The sequence below is a fragment of the Rhodococcus sp. IEGM 1341 genome (assembly GCF_030056895.1).
Classification (GTDB): Bacteria; Actinomycetota; Actinomycetes; order Mycobacteriales; family Mycobacteriaceae; genus Rhodococcoides.
In genome coordinates this window covers 283,014-301,925 of sequence record NZ_JASHKV010000003.1, presented here as the reverse complement: position 1 = coordinate 301,925, position 18,912 = coordinate 283,014, and the positions used below count along the sequence as shown (strand labels likewise).

14 protein-coding genes are annotated in these 18,912 nt (G+C 65.8%); 7 read left to right on the top strand and 7 right to left on the bottom strand.

Features of this window, described 5'->3' with window-relative positions:
- Nucleotide 1 precedes the first annotated feature (1 nt).
- The 3 genes from QM615_RS10825 to QM615_RS10815 all read right to left on the bottom strand — a co-directional run bounded on the left by QM615_RS10825 (nucleotide 2) and on the right by QM615_RS10815 (nucleotide 3,161).
- Nucleotides 2-409, bottom strand: a complete 408-nt coding sequence (locus QM615_RS10825; RefSeq protein WP_068052689.1) for an META domain-containing protein — start codon at nucleotides 407-409, stop codon at nucleotides 2-4.
- Entirely contained in the window at nucleotides 402-2,705 is a 2,304-nt protein-coding gene (gene secA2 / locus QM615_RS10820) for an accessory Sec system translocase SecA2 (protein ID WP_149406111.1), read from the bottom strand. The genes QM615_RS10825 and secA2 overlap by 8 nt, the downstream gene beginning before the upstream one ends.
- 66 nt (nucleotides 2,706-2,771) lie before the next feature.
- Entirely contained in the window at nucleotides 2,772-3,161 is a 390-nt protein-coding gene (locus QM615_RS10815; RefSeq protein WP_094640108.1) for a DUF6841 family protein, read from the bottom strand.
- 62 nt (nucleotides 3,162-3,223) lie between these two features.
- On the opposite strand from QM615_RS10815, the gene QM615_RS10810 reads away from it, so the two are divergent.
- Nucleotides 3,224-3,604, top strand: coding sequence for a helix-turn-helix transcriptional regulator (locus QM615_RS10810; RefSeq protein WP_231893909.1), 381 nt, complete (start codon nucleotides 3,224-3,226; stop codon nucleotides 3,602-3,604).
- 39 nt (nucleotides 3,605-3,643) lie between these two features.
- Here the strand turns inward: QM615_RS10810 and QM615_RS10805 are convergent, their stop codons facing one another.
- Nucleotides 3,644-4,423 carry an SIR2 family NAD-dependent protein deacylase gene (locus QM615_RS10805; protein ID WP_094640109.1) on the bottom strand — a complete coding sequence of 260 codons (780 nt, stop codon included), beginning with the start codon at nucleotides 4,421-4,423 and terminating at the stop codon, nucleotides 3,644-3,646.
- A gap of 47 nt (nucleotides 4,424-4,470) precedes the next feature.
- On the opposite strand from QM615_RS10805, the gene QM615_RS10800 reads away from it, so the two are divergent.
- On the top strand, nucleotides 4,471-5,067 hold the full coding sequence (locus tag QM615_RS10800; protein WP_149406112.1) for a CHAP domain-containing protein: 597 nt from the start codon (nucleotides 4,471-4,473) through the stop codon (nucleotides 5,065-5,067).
- Between the two features lie 3 nt (nucleotides 5,068-5,070).
- Here the strand turns inward: QM615_RS10800 and QM615_RS10795 are convergent, their stop codons facing one another.
- Nucleotides 5,071-5,940: a GGDEF domain-containing protein gene (locus QM615_RS10795; RefSeq protein WP_188078654.1), complete on the bottom strand. Its 870-nt coding sequence runs from the start codon at nucleotides 5,938-5,940 to the stop codon at nucleotides 5,071-5,073.
- A 147-nt stretch (nucleotides 5,941-6,087) separates the two neighbouring features.
- Between QM615_RS10795 and QM615_RS10790 the strand changes: the two genes are divergently transcribed.
- Nucleotides 6,088-6,885: a MerR family transcriptional regulator gene (locus QM615_RS10790; RefSeq protein ID WP_068051886.1), complete on the top strand. Its 798-nt coding sequence runs from the start codon at nucleotides 6,088-6,090 to the stop codon at nucleotides 6,883-6,885.
- Between the two features lie 214 nt (nucleotides 6,886-7,099).
- Here the strand turns inward: QM615_RS10790 and QM615_RS10785 are convergent, their stop codons facing one another.
- Nucleotides 7,100-8,314, bottom strand: coding sequence for an MFS transporter (locus QM615_RS10785; protein WP_149406114.1), 1,215 nt, complete (start codon nucleotides 8,312-8,314; stop codon nucleotides 7,100-7,102).
- A gap of 294 nt (nucleotides 8,315-8,608) precedes the next feature.
- Here QM615_RS10785 and QM615_RS10780 point away from each other — a divergent pair, with 294 nt between their 5' ends.
- The 4 genes from QM615_RS10780 (at nucleotide 8,609) to treZ (ending at nucleotide 17,262) form a co-directional block, all read left to right on the top strand.
- Entirely contained in the window at nucleotides 8,609-10,741 is a 2,133-nt protein-coding gene (locus QM615_RS10780) for an acyltransferase family protein (RefSeq protein WP_149406115.1), read from the top strand.
- Nucleotides 10,742-10,819: 78 nt separating this feature from the next.
- Entirely contained in the window at nucleotides 10,820-13,111 is a 2,292-nt protein-coding gene (glgX, locus tag QM615_RS10775) for a glycogen debranching protein GlgX (protein WP_094640114.1), read from the top strand.
- A 3-nt stretch (nucleotides 13,112-13,114) separates the two neighbouring features.
- Nucleotides 13,115-15,490 carry a malto-oligosyltrehalose synthase gene (gene treY, locus QM615_RS10770; RefSeq protein ID WP_149406116.1) on the top strand — a complete coding sequence of 792 codons (2,376 nt, stop codon included), beginning with the start codon at nucleotides 13,115-13,117 and terminating at the stop codon, nucleotides 15,488-15,490.
- 26 nt (nucleotides 15,491-15,516) lie between these two features.
- Entirely contained in the window at nucleotides 15,517-17,262 is a 1,746-nt protein-coding gene (treZ, locus tag QM615_RS10765; RefSeq protein ID WP_149406344.1) for a malto-oligosyltrehalose trehalohydrolase, read from the top strand.
- On the opposite strand, the gene QM615_RS10760 is transcribed toward treZ, so the two are convergent.
- Nucleotides 17,235-18,791 (bottom strand): MFS transporter, encoded by a 1,557-nt coding sequence (locus QM615_RS10760; protein ID WP_394855263.1) that lies wholly within the window; start codon nucleotides 18,789-18,791, stop codon nucleotides 17,235-17,237. The genes treZ and QM615_RS10760 overlap by 28 nt on opposite strands.
- Nucleotides 18,792-18,912 lie beyond the last annotated feature (121 nt).

Below are 18,912 nucleotides of genomic sequence, written 5' to 3'. Positions count from 1 at the left end.
ATCAGAATTCGGCGAAGACGATCCGCCCGTTCCCGTTGTCCAAAGTCATGGTTCCGTCGTCCCGAGACCACCGCGGAGTGGAGGTCAGGAACTCCGACAGCCACCGGTCCTGCTCCATCAACGCCTCCGGGCAGGCCATCCGCGTCGACCCGAGAGAGTCGATGGTGATCCTGCCCTGCGAGGTGTCCACGGTGCCGAACAACCTGTTGCACCCGGCCTCGGCCGAGATTCGGTCGTCGACGAACTCGAGCCTGACCGTCGTTCCGGCGACCGGCGTGTAGGAGTCGGGTGCCTCGACCGACGAGTACGTCTTGCCTGCCGGGAATTCACCGTACGAGTCGGTGCACCCGGAGGCCACCGCACTCGCACCCAACGCGAGAGCGACCAGCGCGCGCCGCGCGTCAGCCACCGAAGATCGGCCCCAGACCGGCCGCACCGGCATTTCCGCGGGACGCGAACGGGTTGTCGTGCACCATGTACGTCCAGGTCGACGTCGGGCGTCGCAAGCCCGCTTCGTCCAGATCGATTCCGTCCGAGGTGATCTCGGCCGACTCGAACGTAGCGTGCGAGAGATCCATCGCCTTGGAGGACACCGTCTTGAACGCCTCGACAGCGATCCGGTGGTACTCGTCCAACGGATTCTCCCGACCCAGTGCGCGCAGGTGAATACTCTCGCGCACGTCGGCGAGGTGCGCGAGATAGTCCGACCACGACCGATCGAGGTGGTACAGAACGATCTGACGGGCGACCTCGACCAGAGTCTCCTCGGACACGTTCTCGCGCAACTCCTTCGAGCGCGCAGGCGCGTGCTGCTCGAGTAGCGTCAACGCCTCGTCGGTGTCGAGCAACGTGGCCCGGCGGCGGTCCAGGATCTCACGGTGCTGAGCCGTCAGCTGGTTGTAACGCCAGGTACGCGAATGTATCTCGAGCATCTGACCCTCGGCGATGCGCTGTGCATGATCGACGCGGTCGGCCGCAGCCGAGGAAGTGAACATTCCGCTCTCGTCGGTGTCCTTCGGTGCATCCTTGTCGCCGATGTTGTTCTTGACGACGTCGTCCTCCCAACTGCCGAAGAACAGCGAGCGCCCTGGATCTCCCTGCCTGCCTGCACGTCCGCGGAGCTGATTGTCGAGACGCTCGGTGGTGTGGCGACCGGTACCGAGAACGAACAGTCCGCCGAGCTCGGCAATACGTTCGCGATCGGTGCCCTCGGGACCACCGAGCTTGATGTCGGTTCCGCGCCCGGCGATCTGCGTCGATACCGTCACTGCGCCGTGCACACCCGCCGCGGCGATGACCGCCGCTTCCTCGGCGTCGTTCTTGGCGTTGAGTACCACCACGTCGACGCCCGAGGCGGTGAGCGTCTCGGCCAGCGCCTCGGACTCGGCGACATCGTGGGTACCGATGAGAATCGGCTGACCGGTCTCGTGAATCTCTTTCACCTGCAATGCAATTGCAGCGTTCTTGTGCTCGATCGTGTCGTACACACGGTCGTCCTCGTCGACGCGCACCGTCGGCACATTGGGGGCGATGACCGAGACACCGAGGCTGTAGAACGTGCGAAGCTGCTCCCCCGCCGCCATGGCCGTACCGGTCATACCGCACACCGTTGCGTACCGGTTGATCAACGCCTGCACGGTGATCGTGTCGAGAATCTCACCGGTCTCGGTGGGGGCGAGCCCTTCCTTGATCTCGACCGCGGCCTGCAACCCGTCCGGCCAGCGCTGCAGTTCGGCCACTCGGCCACGTGAGGCGTTGATCAGCTGCACGCGTCCGTCACGAACGATGTAATCGACGTCGCGCTGGACCAGCACCTGGGCGTGCAGGGCCACGTTGACCGCAACCAACGTCGTCCCTACGTGCTGCTCGGAGTACAGGTCGATTCCGCCCAGTTCCTTCTCCATCCGCAACGCGCCCTCGTCGGTGAGGAACACGTTGCGTCCTTCGGCATCGGTGTCGAAATGAACGCCCTTGTCCAACAACCGGACTGCATCCATGACCGTCGAAGTCGAGACGTCACCGGAGACCGAACCGGCCAACACCAGCGGAACGAGCGCCTCGTCGACCAGCACGGAATCGGCCTCGTCGATCAGGGCAACGTCCGGCACGGGCGCGACCAGATCGTCGCGGTCGTTCACCAGATGATCACGCAGAACATCGAAACCAATTTCGTTGACCGAGGCATAGGTGATGTCGCAGGCGTAGGCGGTGCGCCGCTCCTGGGCAGTCGAGGACTCGCCGATGGAACCTACGGTGATACCGAGGGACTCGAACAGCGGTTGCATCCACTGCGCGTCGCGTTGCGCGAGAAAGTCGTTGACCGAGATGACGTGCACCGCGCGTCCGGACAACACGTATCCGACGGCAGCGATCGCGCCGGCCAACGTCTTGCCCTCGCCGGTTGCCATTTCCACCACGTCACCGGCGAGCAACCGCACGGCACCGTGCAGCTGCACGTCGAAGGGCCGTAGCTTCAGCGCACGCTCACTCGCCTCGCGCGTCAGCGCCAGATACCGCGGAACGTCGAGACGCTCGGCGGCGTCGACACGCAGCGCGGCCGCCTCGGTCGCCAATTCACTCTCGCTCAGGGCGGCTGCCCACTCCGCGTGCTCCCGGGCCCGGTCGACGCTTCGACGCGAGGTGCTCTGCGCCTTCTGTGCGGATCGGCCGAGTACACGCCAGAATCGGTCGGAGCCCAAAGCCATCTGTTATCCCTACCTGAGAAAGAAAAACCGTTCTCACCCACAGTACCGATGCGGCTCCGCCCAGCTCTAGGCATCGAGCGGCGTCGTCACCGCAATCCGACGCGTGCCGTCGTCCAACGTCACCACCTGATAGGCATTGCGCTCGGTTCCCACCGGCGAACCGTCGGAGTCGAGGTTCTCGAGAAGAAGATGCCCGACCCAGATACCCGGCACCTCGGCCTCGGTGACGATGTCGCGGGCCCGCACACCCTCGATTCCGCGCGACCGATAGTAGGTCTGCCCCTGCCGAAAGAACTCTCGGGTCTGCTGCGGCTCGGCGATCGCCGCACATCCCCGCGCTGTGACCGCCAGAGCCGGATAGTTGTAGATCTCGGCCAGACCGTCGAGATCACCCGAGGTCAGGTACCCCGTATAACGAGCGAAGAAGCTGTCGACCGATTCGTTGTCAGGTGTCATATCGACAACGGTAGGACCCATTCCCGTCAGGGCTGTGTCGGGAATCGGGAAAAATTCGGACGGTGCCGAAGCAGAATGCGCCCCGGTCGCTCGACAGCGCACTCACCCTGCGCCGCGTCGCGCGTCAGCAACGGATCGTCGAGTGGCTGGGGTCGGCGGCTGCGCCGTTGACCTCGCCCGAACTCGCGCAGCGGCTCGGGGTCTCCGTGCGCACCGTCGAACGCGACCTCGCCCGGTTGCGTGAGTCCGGGGTCCCCCTCGATGCGGTGCCGGGTGTGCACGGCGGATCTCGGCTGGCAAGTGTCGCCTCGCCTCGGCCAGTGCGGTTGACCGCCCCCGAGATAGCAGCACTCATCGCCAGCCTCGCCGCTCTGGGGCCCACCGAAACCGACAGTGCCGCATCGGCAATGAACGCTCTGATCGAGGCATTGACCACCGAGTGACCTGGGAGTGGGCATCACCGTTTTCCACGCCACCAGAAGTCAGAGTTGCGCAACCAATGCCGGCAATCCCGTCGCGGCCGTGGTGCGCCACCGGTGATCGGCCATGTCCGAGACCTCGGTCTCGACCGGGTTGATCTCGACCACCGTCGCTCCGGCGCTGCGGGCGATCGCGGGCAGCCCGGCGAACGGGTACACCACTCCGGACGTACCGACGACGAGAACGAGGTCGGCCTCACGAACCGCGTGCTCGGCCGCCTCCCACGCGGCCTCGGGCAAAGATTCGCCGAACCATACCGCTCCGGGCCTGATCAGCCCGCCGCACAGCGGGCATTCCGGCGGCGGAACTCGCTGATCGGCCTCGGCCGGGGCGTCGGCCGCACCGTCGTCGAACGATGCTCGTGTTCCACAGTCGCTGCAGTACGGCTCGAACAGACTGCCGTGCACGTGCGCGAGAACCGTGGCCCCGGCCCTCTCGTGCAGGTCGTCGACATTCTGGGTGGCGATGTCCACGTGCGCCCGTTGCTGCCATTGCGCAAGTGCCACGTGACCGGCGTTGGGCTCGGAGCGTCGGACCAATTCGGCTCGCCATCGATACCAGCCCCACACCAGATCGCTGTCGGCCGACCACCCCTCCGGGCTCGCGAGATCTCTGGGGTCGAAGTCCTTCCACAATCCGCTCTGGGCATCCCGAAATGTGGCGATCCCCGACTCGGCGGACATGCCTGCGCCGGTGAGTACGGTGATCCGCGAGGCCTCTCGCGCGGAGTCCACGACGGGCTTCGGAACGGCTACGGGCGACTGGTTCTCGGAAGTGCTCACCCGGTTATTGTGCCGAGCGGTGTGCCAGGTCGCGCTACCGTGGTCGCATGAGCATCGACACCACCGCGCGCACTCGACGACGCCGGCCACTGTGGTTGGCCGCCGGCGCAGCTGCCGTCGTGGTGGTGGCTGTCGGGGTTCTGTGGCTGGCACCGAGCCGGTACCTCCCGTGGGACACCGAAGCGTTCCCCGAGGTGAGCACCGGCGAGCTGACCGCCGATCAGGCTCGGGTGGTCGAACTCCTGCGTACCGAGCACGAACTGCAGCGTCCGGGCACGTTCTACGCCGAGGGCGTCGAGGAAGCGTGGTGCGCCGATTTCGTCAGCTGGATCATGAAGGAGGCCGGCCTGCCGTTGTCGAACCCCCATTCGGGTTCGTGGCGCATTCCCGGCGTCTACACCCTGCAGGAGTACTACCAGGAGCAGGGACGATTCGAGGCCGTCGGCGACTACACGCCATCAGTGGGCGATGTGGTGCTCTACGACAACACGAGCTTCAGCGGACAACACACCAACGTGATCGTCGCAGTCGACGGCGACGAGGCCGTCACCGTCGGCGGCAACGAGGCCGGCAAGATCAGAGTGCACACGCTGCACTACGAATCCGATTCCGGGGTAGTCGGATTCGGTCGACTCCAGAGCTGACGGTCACTCCGGCGGGATTGCATCTGCGTCACCGTACGAACGAGCGCCGCCGTCTCGTTTGGCTCGATAGAGCAACATGTCCGCGCGGTCGAAGCAGTCGTCGACGGACTCCCCGGCACGCAGTGTCGTGTAGCCGGAAGAGAAGTTCTGTCCGTCGGGCACGACCGCCGACAACTCGGCCAGCACGGCCGACATGGTCGTCGCACCCACGCCGGGCATCACCAGAGCGAACTCCTCGCCGCCCCATCTGGCGATGGATCCGCGGCCACCGAGCAGGTCCTCGGCAGCAGCAGAGAACCGAATCAACAGCCGATCTCCGCGTCCGTGCCCGTACTTGTCGTTGTACGACTTGAACCGGTCGAAGTCGAGCATCGCCAGAGCCAATACGACATCGGCACCGCGCGGTGTCGTCAACTGATGCAGCCGATCTCGCCATCCTCGCCGGTTGAGCAATCCGGTGAGGGCATCGGTCTGCGCGGCCTGCCGAAGGTCGTCCTCGACGCGCCGACGATCGGTGGTGTCGTGCACTACAGCCATCGTCCACCGAATGCCCCCGGGGCCCGGGACCTCACTGGCCGAGACCCATCCCCACCGGACCGTGCCGTCCGGATGCAGGTAGCGCTTCTCGACGTGCACCGATTCCCCACGCGCCTTGGCGTCGGCCATGATCTGTTCCATGGCGGCATGCTGGGCCAGATCGTCGGGATGAGTGAACTCGCGAGAGGACCGGCCGGCCAACAGGTGACGGGGACAACCGACGATGGCCGCGTACGCCTCGTTTGCGAGAACCAACAATCCGTTCTCGTCGGCCAGGGCCAATCCGACCGTGCTGGCCTCGAACATCTCCCGATACCAACGTTCGGTGTCGACCATCTTCAGCCGGTCTCTTCCTCGAACAGTGCAAGCCACGTCGAATCGCACGGACCACCGAGAATACTCGGTGCGTCGCACCCGGGCGGCACGTGAGCAGGGCTCTGCCGATCTTGACCTTGACATAGCGTCACGGTTCACACTGAACACATGAGAATCGGATCCCTGGCCGACGCCGCCGGAACGACACCTCGAACAGTGCGGCACTATCACCGTCTCGGCCTGCTCGGTGAGCCACGCCGTCTGTCCAACGGGTATCGCGAGTACACGATCGACGACGTGGTTCGACTCATGAGAATCCGCTGGCTCGCCGATGCCGGAATGCCCCTCGGCGCGATAGCAGCCGCCCTCGACCGGTCCGAGGCGGACGAGAGCAACGTGGTCGCCGATCTACGGGCTCTGCTGGCCGGTATCGAATCGGAGCAGAAAGCGTTGGCGCACAAGCACACTCGACTGTCGGTCCTGCTCGACGACGCCGTCGAGCATCGTCCACTGACCGCTCTGCCGCGCGATGCGGCGGACACACTTGCCGCATTGATCGATGCCGCTGCGGAGACCGAGCGAGAAGCGCTGCTCCGTGAGCGTGACCTGCTCGAGGTGATGGCGATCGCGGGCACCGTCCCCGCATCGTTCTTCGAGACGACGACAGCGGCGCTGGCCGATCCCGGAACCCGGCAGACATACCTGGCGCTCCTGCGTAGATTCAGCGCGCTCGAAGGCCGAGACGTCGACGATGCCGCAGACGACATCGATTCGCTCGCAGCAGAATTGGCCTCGATGCTCGATATCGGCGCTCTTCTCTCGGCTGCGCCCGACGACACTGCCGACGAGACCGGCCCGCTGAGCATCGACGACATCGTGCCCGATCCCGCTCAGCGCGCAGTGATCATCGAAGCCACCGCACGTCTGCAGACCACCGAACCGAGCAGACCGGGTGATAGTCGATGACGGTCGTCGCGACGGTGGACCGAGCGAGCATTGTCTCCGCCCGAATTCACCACCGCTTCGGCGTCGTGTCGCCGACGCTCGACGGCGGCCGACTCGTCCTACCGAATCAGGACGGCACCACCGTCGACATCGATTTGTCCTGCGCAACAGTGGTGTCCGTGCCCGCACCCCTGCGGCGGTGGTGGGTCGAGGGTAGTGCCCACTCCTTCGGCCTTCACGTGGACGATCCCGCGGCACTGGTCGCAGCGCTCGGTCGGTCCGCCCCCTCGATCGGATCCGCGTCGGCGCGTCGGAGCAGTCCGGTTGCGAACAACAGCACCATCAAGGCCGCCGCGGTGATACCGGATCCGGCCCAGATGGGCGAGGTGTAGCCGAGACCGGCCGAGATCGTCACACCACCGAGCCACGCGCCCAACGCATTTCCCAGGTTGAACGCGGCGATGTTCGCGCCGGACGCCATCGTCGGAGCGTCGGATGCGAACGACATCACCCGCATCTGCAGCCCCGGGACCGTCGCGAAGCCGAACGCACCCATCAACACGAGGGATGCGATCGTCGCCGGGCGACTCTCCGCGGTGAGCGCGAAGAAGACGAGTACGACGGTCAGTGCACCCAGCAGAATCGTCAGCGATCCGGTGAGGTTGCGGTCTGCTGCCTTGCCGCCGAGGTAATTGCCGACGAACAATCCACCGCCGAACAGCACGAGCAGCCACGGCACCGAACTCGACGCGAAGCCACTGACGTCGGTGAGCGTGAACGCGATGTAGGTGAACGCACCGAACATGCCGCCGTACCCGAGCACCGTGACCGCGATGGACAGCCACACCTGCACCGACCGGAACGCGCGCAGCTCTCGACGCAGATTGCTTACCTCACCGCTCCCGGTGTCACGAGGAACGAGGGCGGCGATACCGATCAGCGCAACGACGCCGATCACCGTGATCGCCCAGAACGTCGAGCGCCAACCGTGGTTCTGACCCAGGAACGTCCCGAACGGAACTCCGAGGACGTTGGCGGCGGTCAGACCGGCGAACATCATGGCGATCGCACCCGCCTTCTTCGCCGGCTCGACGAGGCTGGCCGCCACGACGGCACCGATGCCGAAGAACGCTCCGTGACACAGCGCTGCAACGACGCGGCCGAGCAGCATCATTTCGTAGCTGCTCGACAGTGCGGAGACGAGATTGCCGACGATGAACAGACACATCAGTGCGAGCAGGACACTCTTGCGAGGAAACCGTGTCACGGCGGCGGTGACGAGCAGGGCCCCGACGACCACGGACAGCGCGTAGCCCGTGATGAGCCAACCGGCCGTGGCCTCGCTGACCGCGAAATCGGCCGCGACTTCGGGCAGTAGCCCCATGATGACGAATTCGGTCAAACCGATTCCGAATCCCCCGATGGCGAGGGCGAGCAGGCCGAGTGGCATGTCCGATACTCCTGATTGGAAGATGCGTACGCAATTATCGCGCTATCGCGTGTAGTTGCACGCGCTGAGCAAATGCTTGCATACGCGCTATACATGCGCAAGCCAGACACCGCTGGATCAGACCGAAACCGTCCCCGAACTGGGCACATCGCGGCAAAGCAGACTCCGAGGGTTACTTCACCTCACGTACACGTATTGTTTGCCCCAGAATCCCGTCTTCACCAGAACCGGGTACCACCGTCCGCGACCCCCGACCGAGTGGTCGATACACAGCCGGGAAGTCACTTCTCCTCCATGCACGTACCCCACAGCAGCTCCGATACTTCGGCTTCGGTTGTTCCGGCTCAGGGGGACACCGCTCTTTCGCCCAGCGGACCGCAGCGGCCACCGCAGCGGCACGACCTCGACGGGCTGCGCGGCGTGGCCATCGCGCTCGTTGTCGTATTCCACATCTGGATGGGTCGGGTGTCGGGAGGCGTCGATGTATTTCTCACCCTGTCCGGCTTCTTCTTCACCGCATCTCTGCTGAGATCGGCCGAGGCCGGGGCGAGCCTGAATCCGTTCACCCGGATCACTCGGGTGCTGCGCAGGCTCGGGCCTCCCCTGCTGATCACGCTGGCCGCGGTTGCCGTCGCATCGGTATTCCTGCTGCCGCGCACTCGCTGGGCCGACCTGGGCGATCAACTCGTATCCGGCGTCTTCTACTACGTGAACTGGCAGCTGGCGACCACCGCGAACGACTACCTTGCGGCCGACCCCTCGGTGAGCCCTCTTCAGCACCTGTGGTCGGTGGCCGTCCAGTTCCAGTTCTATCTACTGGCCATCGCTGTCGTGTTCGGTCTCGCGTGGATACGACGCACCGTGCGTCCCGACGGACCACGAAGCTTTCGACCGCTGACGTTCGCGGTGATATTCGCCGTCATCGCGGTGGTCTCCTTCGTGTACGCAGCGGACGGTGTGCAACGCCACCAGGCGTGGAACTACTACGACACCGGTGCCCGGCTGTGGGAAATCATGCTCGGAGCCGCAGTCGCCGCCGTGTTCGCCGCACGCAGCGGCGAGCCGTCCACCGAGCCGACCTCCGATGACACCCGAACGCGGTCGCAGCTACGCGGGGCCCTTGCCGGTATCGGAATAGCGGTCATCGTCGCGTGCGGCTTTCTCGTGGACGGTGTATCGGCGTTTCCCGGTCCCCTGGCCCTGATTCCGGTGCTGGCCACCCTCGCGTTGATCGTCGCGGGCTCCGAGACCGCAGTGGCGGCCACGCTCTCCAACCGGTTCTTCGCCTGGCTCGGATCCATCGCGTTTCCGCTGTACCTGTGGCACTGGCCGCTGCTGATCTTCTACCTGTCGGCCACTGGCCGACCTCACACCGACGTTCTCGGCGGTCTCGGCATCGTCGGAGCCTCGGTTGCATTGGCATGGCTCACCGTCCGCCTCGTCGAGCGACCCACGCAGTCGCCGACATTCACGCCGGCACGCATCGCGGTGACTGCGACTGCGGCGATCGCTGCCGTCACGGTGACGGCAGGGTCGATCGGATGGAACTTCCACATCGACCGGTCGATCAACGCCGTGCAAGCCGACGGATCGGTCGACGAGCAGACTCACCCCGGAGCGCTCGAACTGACCGACGGGATTCGCGTGGAGCCGGCCGACGTCAGTCCCCCGCTGTACTCCGCCCCCGAGGATCTGCCGGCCACCACCCTCGAGGGCTGCATCGCGGACTTCGAGACGCGCGACGCGGTCTCGTGTACCTACGGCGACGTCGACTCGGACCGGACGATCGTGCTTGCAGGCAGCTCGCACGCCGAACACTGGGTGACCGCCCTCGACACGCTCGGTCTCCGGCACGGCTTCGCGGTCGTCACGTTCTTGAAGATGGGCTGCCCGCTGAGCACGGACACGATGCCGATGCTCGGCCCCAACGAATACCCCGACTGCCTGGACTGGACACAGACCGTGCTGGCCGAGGTGGCCGAGATGCAACCCGACTACCTGTTCACCACCGCCACCCGGCCCAGGGAGGACGCGCCCGGCGACTTCACACCGCCCTGGTACGCCTCGGTGTGGCAGCAACTGACCGCGAACGGCGTCGGAATTCTGGGCATCCGAGACACCCCGTGGCTCGCGTATCGGGCCATCGACTGCCTCGCCGACGGCGGCACGGCCGCCTCCTGCGGTATCCCGAGGGACGAGGCGCTGGACCCCGTCAACCCGGCCCTGGCCTCCTCGTTCCAGCTGCCCGGGTTCTCTGCTCTCGACCTGTCCGATGCGGTGTGCGACGACACCGTGTGCCGCGCCGAGCAGGGGAACGTTCTGATCTACCGTGACGAACACCATCTGACCGCCACCTACGTGCGAACGCTCACCACCGAGCTGGGCCGACAGATCGGATCGGCCACCGGCTGGTGGGCCGGACCGTGATCGGAGTCGGTCCAAGGCCAGGGGCATGCGGCTCGCGCTCGGTAAGCCCGGGCCCAGCCGCCACAGTAGGGTTGATCCATGCTGCACGAAGCCTCCGACGACACGCCTGCCATCGCAGTATGGCCGGGATCCGCTTATCCGCTCGGCGCGACCTACGACGGAGCAGGAACCAATTTCGCATTGTTCTCCGAGGCCGCTGAGGCCGTGGATCTGTGCCTGATCGCCGCTGACGGAACCGAGACCCGCATCCGTTTCGAGGAGTCCGACGGCTACGTCTGGCACGCGTATCTGCCCACGGTGGAACCGGGTCAGCGCTACGGCTACCGCGTGCACGGCCCGTGGGATCCGGCAGCCGGGCACCGCTGCGATCCGAGCAAGCTGCTCGTCGATCCGTACGGCAAGGCGTTCGAGGGATCGTTCGACGGCGACCGATCGCTGTTCTCGTACAACATGGATGCGCCGGCTCCCGAACCCGAGGCCGCGGTACCGACCGACGACGAATCCGCGGATTCACTCGACTCCGAGGCACCGTTCGAGGACACCACCGATCTCACCGATCCCGACGACGAGATCATCGAGGACGCTCCCCTCGCGCACGACGACGCGCCGAACAACGACTTCCCCCAGCACGATTCGCTCGGACACACGATGACCACCGTCGTCATCAACCCCTTCTTCGACTGGCAGGCCGATCGCGCCCCCAAGCGCCCGTACCACGAGACGGTGATCTACGAGGCCCACGTCAAGGGCATGACGATCAACCATCCCGACATCCCCGAAGCCGAGCGCGGCACCTACGCGGGCCTGGCGCATCCGGTGATCATCGACCACCTCAACCACCTCGGTGTCACGGCCATCGAGCTGATGCCGGTGCACCAGTTCATGCAGGATCAGGTTCTGCTGGACAAAGGGCTGCGAAACTACTGGGGCTACAACACGTTCGGCTTCCTGGCCCCGCACGCGGAGTACTCCTCACACAAGTCCCCCGGTGCCGCCGTCACCGAGTTCAAGGCCATGGTTCGTTCGTTCCACGCCGCAGGCATCGAAGTGATCCTCGACGTGGTCTACAACCACACCGCCGAGGGCAACCACATGGGCCCGACCATCAGCTTCCGCGGGATCGACAACGCCGCGTACTACCGGCTCGTCGACGGCGACCTCGAGCACTACATGGACTACACCGGAACCGGCAACAGCCTCAATGCGCGACACCCGCACACGCTGCAGCTCATCATGGACTCACTGCGCTACTGGGTCACCGAGATGCACGTGGACGGATTCCGATTCGACCTCGCGTCCACCCTGGCGCGCGAACTGCACGACGTCGATCGCCTGAGCGCGTTCTTCGATCTGGTGCAACAGGATCCGGTCGTCAGCCAGGTGAAGCTGATCGCCGAGCCCTGGGACGTGGGCGAAGGCGGCTACCAGGTCGGCAACTTCCCCGGCCTGTGGACGGAGTGGAACGGCAAGTACCGCGACACCGTCCGCGACTACTGGCGGGGTGAGCCTGCCACGCTGGGCGAGTTCGCGTCGAGGCTGACCGGATCCTCGGATCTGTACGAGGCCACCGGTCGTCGCCCCGGTGCCAGCATCAACTTCGTCATCGCGCACGACGGGTTCACGCTCAACGATCTGGTGTCGTACAACGACAAGCACAACGACGCCAACGGTGAGGACAACAACGACGGCGAGAGCCACAACCGCTCGTGGAACTGCGGCGTGGAAGGCCCGACGGACGATCCGGAGATCCTGGACCTGCGTGCCCGCCAGATCCGCAATATCATGGCGACGTTGCTGCTCAGCCAGGGCACGCCCATGATCGCCCACGGCGACGAGATGGCGCGTACTCAGCAGGGCAACAACAATGTCTACTGCCAGGACTCCGAACTCGCCTGGATGGACTGGTCGTTGGCCGAGAAGAACGCCGAACTGATCGAGTTCACCCGCAACGCCATCTCGCTGCGCGCAGAGCATCCGGTGTTCCGGCGTCGACGATTCTTCGAGGGCCGCCCCATTCGCACCGGCGAGCAGGCCCGAGACATCGCCTGGCTCACTCCGGCGGGCGAGGAGATGACCCCGGAGGACTGGGACAGCGGTTTCGGCAAGTCGCTGACGGTCTTCCTCAACGGTGACGGAATCCCGGAACCGAACCAGCGCGGCGAGCGCGTCGTCGACGACTCGTTCCTGTTGTGCTTCAACGCACATCACGAGACCATCGAGTTCGTGACCCCGGACGGGAACTACGCCAAGGAATGGACTGTGGCGCTGAACACCGCGTCGCGAACCGGGACAAGTGAGAAATCGATCGAAGCGGGTACACCCGTGGAAGTCACCGCTCGTTCCCTGCTCGTTCTACGAAAGACTGCCTGACATATGCCGCTGCCCACCAGTACATACCGGTTACAACTGCGGGGCGATGCCTTCACCCTGGCCGACGCCTCCGACGTGGTCGACTACCTCCACGACCTCGGGGTCACCCACCTGTATCTGTCGCCCATCCTGACTGCGACCGAGGGCTCGACCCACGGCTACGACGTCACCGACACCGCCACGGTCTCGGCCGCACTGGGTGGCCGGGAAGCGTTGACGCAGTTGCATTCTCGCGCGGCAGAGCTGGGCATGGGGATCATCGTCGACATCGTCCCCAACCACGTCGGAGTGGAGGACCCGCGGCAGAACGCATGGTGGTGGGACGTGCTGCGACGCGGCCGTGACTCCGACTACGCGACGTACTTCGACATCGACTTCGGAGCCGACAACGGCGTCGACGGCAAGATCGCCATTCCGGTTCTCGGTAGCGCGAGCGACGTCGGCGAACTGACCGTCGACCGCTCCGAGGACCAGCCTCTGCTCGCGTTCTACGAGCACCGCTTCCCCATCGCCGACGGCACGGACAGCGGCGACGCGCAGGCCGTACACGATCGTCAGGCGTACCGACTGGTGAGCTGGTCCGATGGACTGATCGGGTACCGACGGTTCTTCTCGGTGAACGGCCTGGCAGGAATTCGGCAGGAAGACCTCGACGTCTTCACCGACTCCCATCGCCAGGTGGCCAGTTGGATCGAGGACGGTCTGATCGACGGACTTCGCGTCGACCATCCCGACGGCCTGGCCGACCCGGCCGGCTACCTCACCGAACTACGCGGGCTCCTCGGCCCCGACCGGTGGCTGGTCATCGAGAAGATTCTGGCCGACGGCGAACCGCTGGACGAATCGCTCCCCGTCGACGGCACGACCGGATACGACGCTCTGGCCGCGGTCGGCGGAGTCTTCGTCGATCCCGAGGGCGTGCACGCGCTCACCGCACTTTCTCAGGTGCGCTCGGGCATCGCCTACGACAGCGAGACGCTGCACGAGACGGAACTCGACCTCAAGACCGGTGTCGCCCGCGGGGATCTGTCCCCGGAGGTGCGACGCCTCGCCCGGGCGGTCGTACGGGAGTCCGGCACCACCGTCGAGCTCGAGTCCGTCATCGACGCGATCGTCGCTGTCGTCGCGGCCGTCCCCGTGTACAGGACCGACTATGCACCGCTGGCCCGCGTACTGCCCGGCGTGATCGCGGACGTCGGCGAGGAGCAGCCCGAATTGGCAGCCGGCCTCGGTGCGTTGACGACAGCTCTCATCGGCGGTGCCGAATCGCCGGTGCGATTCGATCAGGTGTGCGGTGCCGTCACCGCCAAGGGCGTCGAGGACTGCCTGTTCTACCGCGCCAACCGGCTCATCTCGTTGCAGGAGGTCGGCGGCGATCCCAGCCGATTCGGTTGCAGCACAGAGTTCTTCCATCTCACCAATGCGGACCGCGCGAAGCGATGGCCGGCGGCGATGACGACGCTGTCGACTCACGACACCAAGCGAGGCGAGGACGTGCGAGCGCGCATCGGCGTGCTGTCGCAGACTCCCGAGCTGTGGGCCCGATGCATCACGGACTGGGAAGAACTGACCCCGAGTCCCGACGGCACCACCGGAATGTTCTTGTGGCAGAACCTGTTCGGAGTTTGGCCGGCGGACGGCGTGGTCACCTCCTCGTTGCGTGAACGCGTCCATGCCTACGCGGAGAAGGCGATTCGCGAGGCCGCCCTTCGCACCACGTGGACCGATCCGGACGAGGAATTCGAGTCCGCGGTACACAGCTGGCTGGATGCGATCTTCGACGGTGCCGTCGCCCGTTCGATGTCGATGCTCGTCGAGAAGCTCGCTCCGCACGGCCATTCCGACGCTCTGGGCCAGAAGCTGTTGAATCTGGCCGGACCCGGCATCCCCGATGTGTACCAGGGCACCGAGCTGTGGGAGGACTCGCTCGTCGACCCCGACAACCGCAGGCCCGTCGACTACTCGGTTCGTCGATCGATGCTCGCCGCGTCGAACCCCGCTGCGCTCTCGGTCGATACGGGTGCCGCCAAGCTCGCCGTCGTTCGCTCCGCCCTGCACGTGCGACGCGAGCGACCCGCGAGTTTCGTCGGCGGAACCTACGCACCCATCGTCGCGGACGGATCCGCAGCCGAGCACCTCGTCGGATTCGCACGTGGCCCACTGCCCGGCAACGCCGACGTGGTGGCACTGGCCACCCGGCTCTCCCTCGGTTTGGCCGAGCAGGGGTGGGGCGAGACGACCGTGACCCTGCCCGACGGTCGCTGGCGCGATCGGCTCACCGACGTCGAACACACCGGCACCGTGTCGGTGGCCGAGGTGTTCGCCTCGCTCCCGGTCGCACTTCTGGTGCGCGACAACGAAGGAACGGTGACACAGTGACGTCTCCCGCAGTGACATCACCGGCAGTGACATCGGCAGCAGCAACTCGTCGGTTCCAGGTCTGGGCACCGACCCCCGAGACGGTCCGGCTCCAACTCGACGACACAGTGCATCCGATGCAGCGCTCCTCGAACGGGTGGTGGCACGCGGATGTCGAGTGCAGCCCGACGAGTCGTTACGGCTTCCTGCTCGACGACGCAGACAAGGCCCTCCCGGATCCGCGGTCGCCGCGGCAGCCCGACGGAGTCCACGAGCTGTCCCAGGTCTTCGACGTCGATCCGACGCTGTGGACCGACGCGGCCTGGACCGGCCGGCAGCTGCCCGGCTCGTCGATCTACGAAATGCATATCGGCACGTTCACCGACGAGGGCACGTTCGATGCGGCCATCACCAAGCTCGATCATCTCGTCGATCTCGGCGTGACGTTCATCGAGATCATGCCGGTCAACGGGTTCAACGGCGTGCACAACTGGGGCTACGACGGTGTTCTCTGGTACACCGTGCACGAGGCGTACGGCGGCCCGGAAGGCTTGCAGCGGTTGGTCGATGCGTGCCACGGCCACGGCATCGGCGTCGTTCTGGACGTGGTCTACAACCACCTCGGCCCGTCCGGCAACTACCTCGACCGCTTCGGCCCGTACATGACCGAGGGTGCCAACAGTTGGGGCCAGGCGATCAACTACGCCGAGGCCGACTCGGGCGAGGTGCGGCGCTACGCCCTCGACAACGCGCTGCGATGGTTCTCCGAGTTCCACATCGACGCGCTGCGACTCGACGCGGTGCACGCGATCGTCGACCACACTGCGATGCACCTCCTCGAACAGCTCTCGATCGAAACCCGAAGCCTCTCGGCTCATCTGGGTCGGCCATTGACCCTGATCGCCGAGAGCGACCTCAACGATCCGATGCTGATCACTGCTCGATCGGGTGGCGGTTACGGACTCGACGCCCAGTGGGACGACGACATCCACCACGCGATCCATGCCGCGGTCTCCGGTGAGCGGCAGGGTTACTACGGTGATTTCGGTTCACTGCAGGGGCTTGCGAACACGCTGCGGCAGGGCTTCTTTCACGCCGGAACGTACTCGAGTTTCCGCGGTCGCGTCCACGGTCGCCCACTGGACACCCGGCGTATCCCGGCCAGTTCCCTGGTGACCTACACGACCACACACGATCAGGTGGGCAACCGTGCGATCGGCGACCGACCGGGCTTCTACCTCTCCCCCGGCCAGCTCGCGATCAAGGCCGCCCTGGTGCTGACCTCCCCCTACACTCCGATGCTGTTCATGGGCGAGGAATGGGGAGCGTCTACGCCGTTCCAGTTCTTCACCTCGCACCCCGAGCCCGAGCTGGGCAAGGCCACCGCAGAGGGGCGCAAGGCGGAGTTCGCCGAGCACGGTTGGGACAAGAGCGATATCCCCGATCCGCAGGATCCCGAGACGTTCACGCGGTCGAAGCTGAACTGGTCGGAGTTGGGCGACGGCGATCATGGGCGACTGTTGGCCGTCTACCGCGATCTGTTGCGGCTGCGTCGTGACCGGACCGAACTGACCGATCCGTGGCTCGACCACGTGAAGGTGGAGTACGACGAGGACGCGCAATGGATCGTCGTACGCCGAGGCCGCATCAGCGTGGTGTGCAACCTGTCCGAATCCGCAGTGACGGTGCCGGTCGGCGGCTCCGCACTGCTCGAGTGGGAGCCGACGACCTCGGACGAGACCGGCTCTGCCACCACGGTTCCCGGTCACTCCGTCGTCGTGTTGGAGTCCTGACGCTTACGTAGATTGACCAGGACGAACACGGCGGTGATCGCCAGCACCACCGCGGTGGCGACGGCCGCGACATGCATGCCCGACACGAACGCAGCATGCGCGGAATCGAGCAGAACCGTCGCCACCGAGTCCGGCAACTCACGAGCCACCGCATCCGCGCCGCCGAGTGTCTCCCCTGCCCTGGCTCCGAGCTCGGGGGTCAACTGGGTGACGTCGATTCCGCGACGGAAGATGGCCATGACCACGGTGCCGAGTACGGCGACACCCAACGCGATACCCAGCTCGTACGCGGTCTCCGACACCGCCGAGGCCGCTCCCGCTCGTTCGGGTTCGACGGAGCTGACGACCAACTCGGAGGTCAGCGTGAGCGCCACACCGACCCCGGCTCCCACCAGGACGAACCCTGCGATGAACAACGCCGGTCCGCTGTCGGTCGCGAGTCCGACCAGGATGCCTGCGCCCACGGCGGCGACGATCATCGCGACGCCGAGAACCGTTCCCGCGCTGAAGTATCGAACCAGGACCGCGACCAGCAGTGAGGTGACGATACTGGCGGCGGTGCCGGGCAGCAGCAACAATCCGGCTTCGAGTGGGCTGTTGCCGAGCACGAGCTGCAGGTACTGCGAGCCGAAGAACAACACCCCGGCGAGGGCGAACACCGACAGGAAGTTCGTGGCCACGCCCGTCGAGAACGCCCGGTTGGCGAACAGTCGTAGGTCGATCATCGGGGCGGCAAGCGTCCGCTGACGACGGACGAACACGTACCCGGCGATGACGCCGACCACCGCGGAGAGCAGGTAGACCACGTCGAATCCGTGTGCCGCAGTCTCTTTCACCGCGAACACCACGGGGACGATGGCAAGCATCGACAGTGCCGAGCTCGTCAGGTCGAAGCGCCCCGGGTTCGGATCCTTGGACTCGGGGATGACCAGGGGCCCGAGCGCGATCAGCACGATCATCACGGGGATGTTGATGAGGAACACCGATCCCCACCAGTAATGCTCGAGCAGCCAGCCGCCCACGAGCGGGCCTGCGGCGGCACCGCCGCCTGCCATCGCGCCCCACACGCCGATCGCGGCGACGCGTTGACGCGGGTTCAGGAAGATGGTCCTGATCAGGCCCAGAGTCGCGGGCATCAGAGTTGCGCCGGAGATGCCCTGCAGCACTCGGGCGGCGATGAGCATCTCGGCGCTGGTCGACACGGCGGCGACGAGCGAGGCGAGACCGAAGCCCGCTGCTCCGATCAGCAGCAGTCGACGACGACCGATTCGGTCACCGAGCGTGCCCATGGTGATGAGCAGGCCGGCCAGGACGAACGAGTAGACGTCGATGATCCACAGCAGCTGGTTGCTGGTGGGTGCCAGATCCGCGCTGACGAACGGCAGGGCCAGATCGAGGACGGTGCCGTCCACAGCGATGAGCAGCACCGCGAAGGCAAGCACCACCAACCCGAGCCAATCTCGGGGGCCGGCCCGATGCTCGGACGCTCCGTCGACCTCGTGCACCGAACCGGTGCGCACGTCACTCACCACGATCTCCTACGTTCTGCGCTCGGCCACCGGGTAGGTCGGCCGAAGCGACGACAGGTACCGACCGTCCAGCCGGTACAGTGATCGAGAGTACCGCGAACCGTCCAGCCGGTAAAGTGAG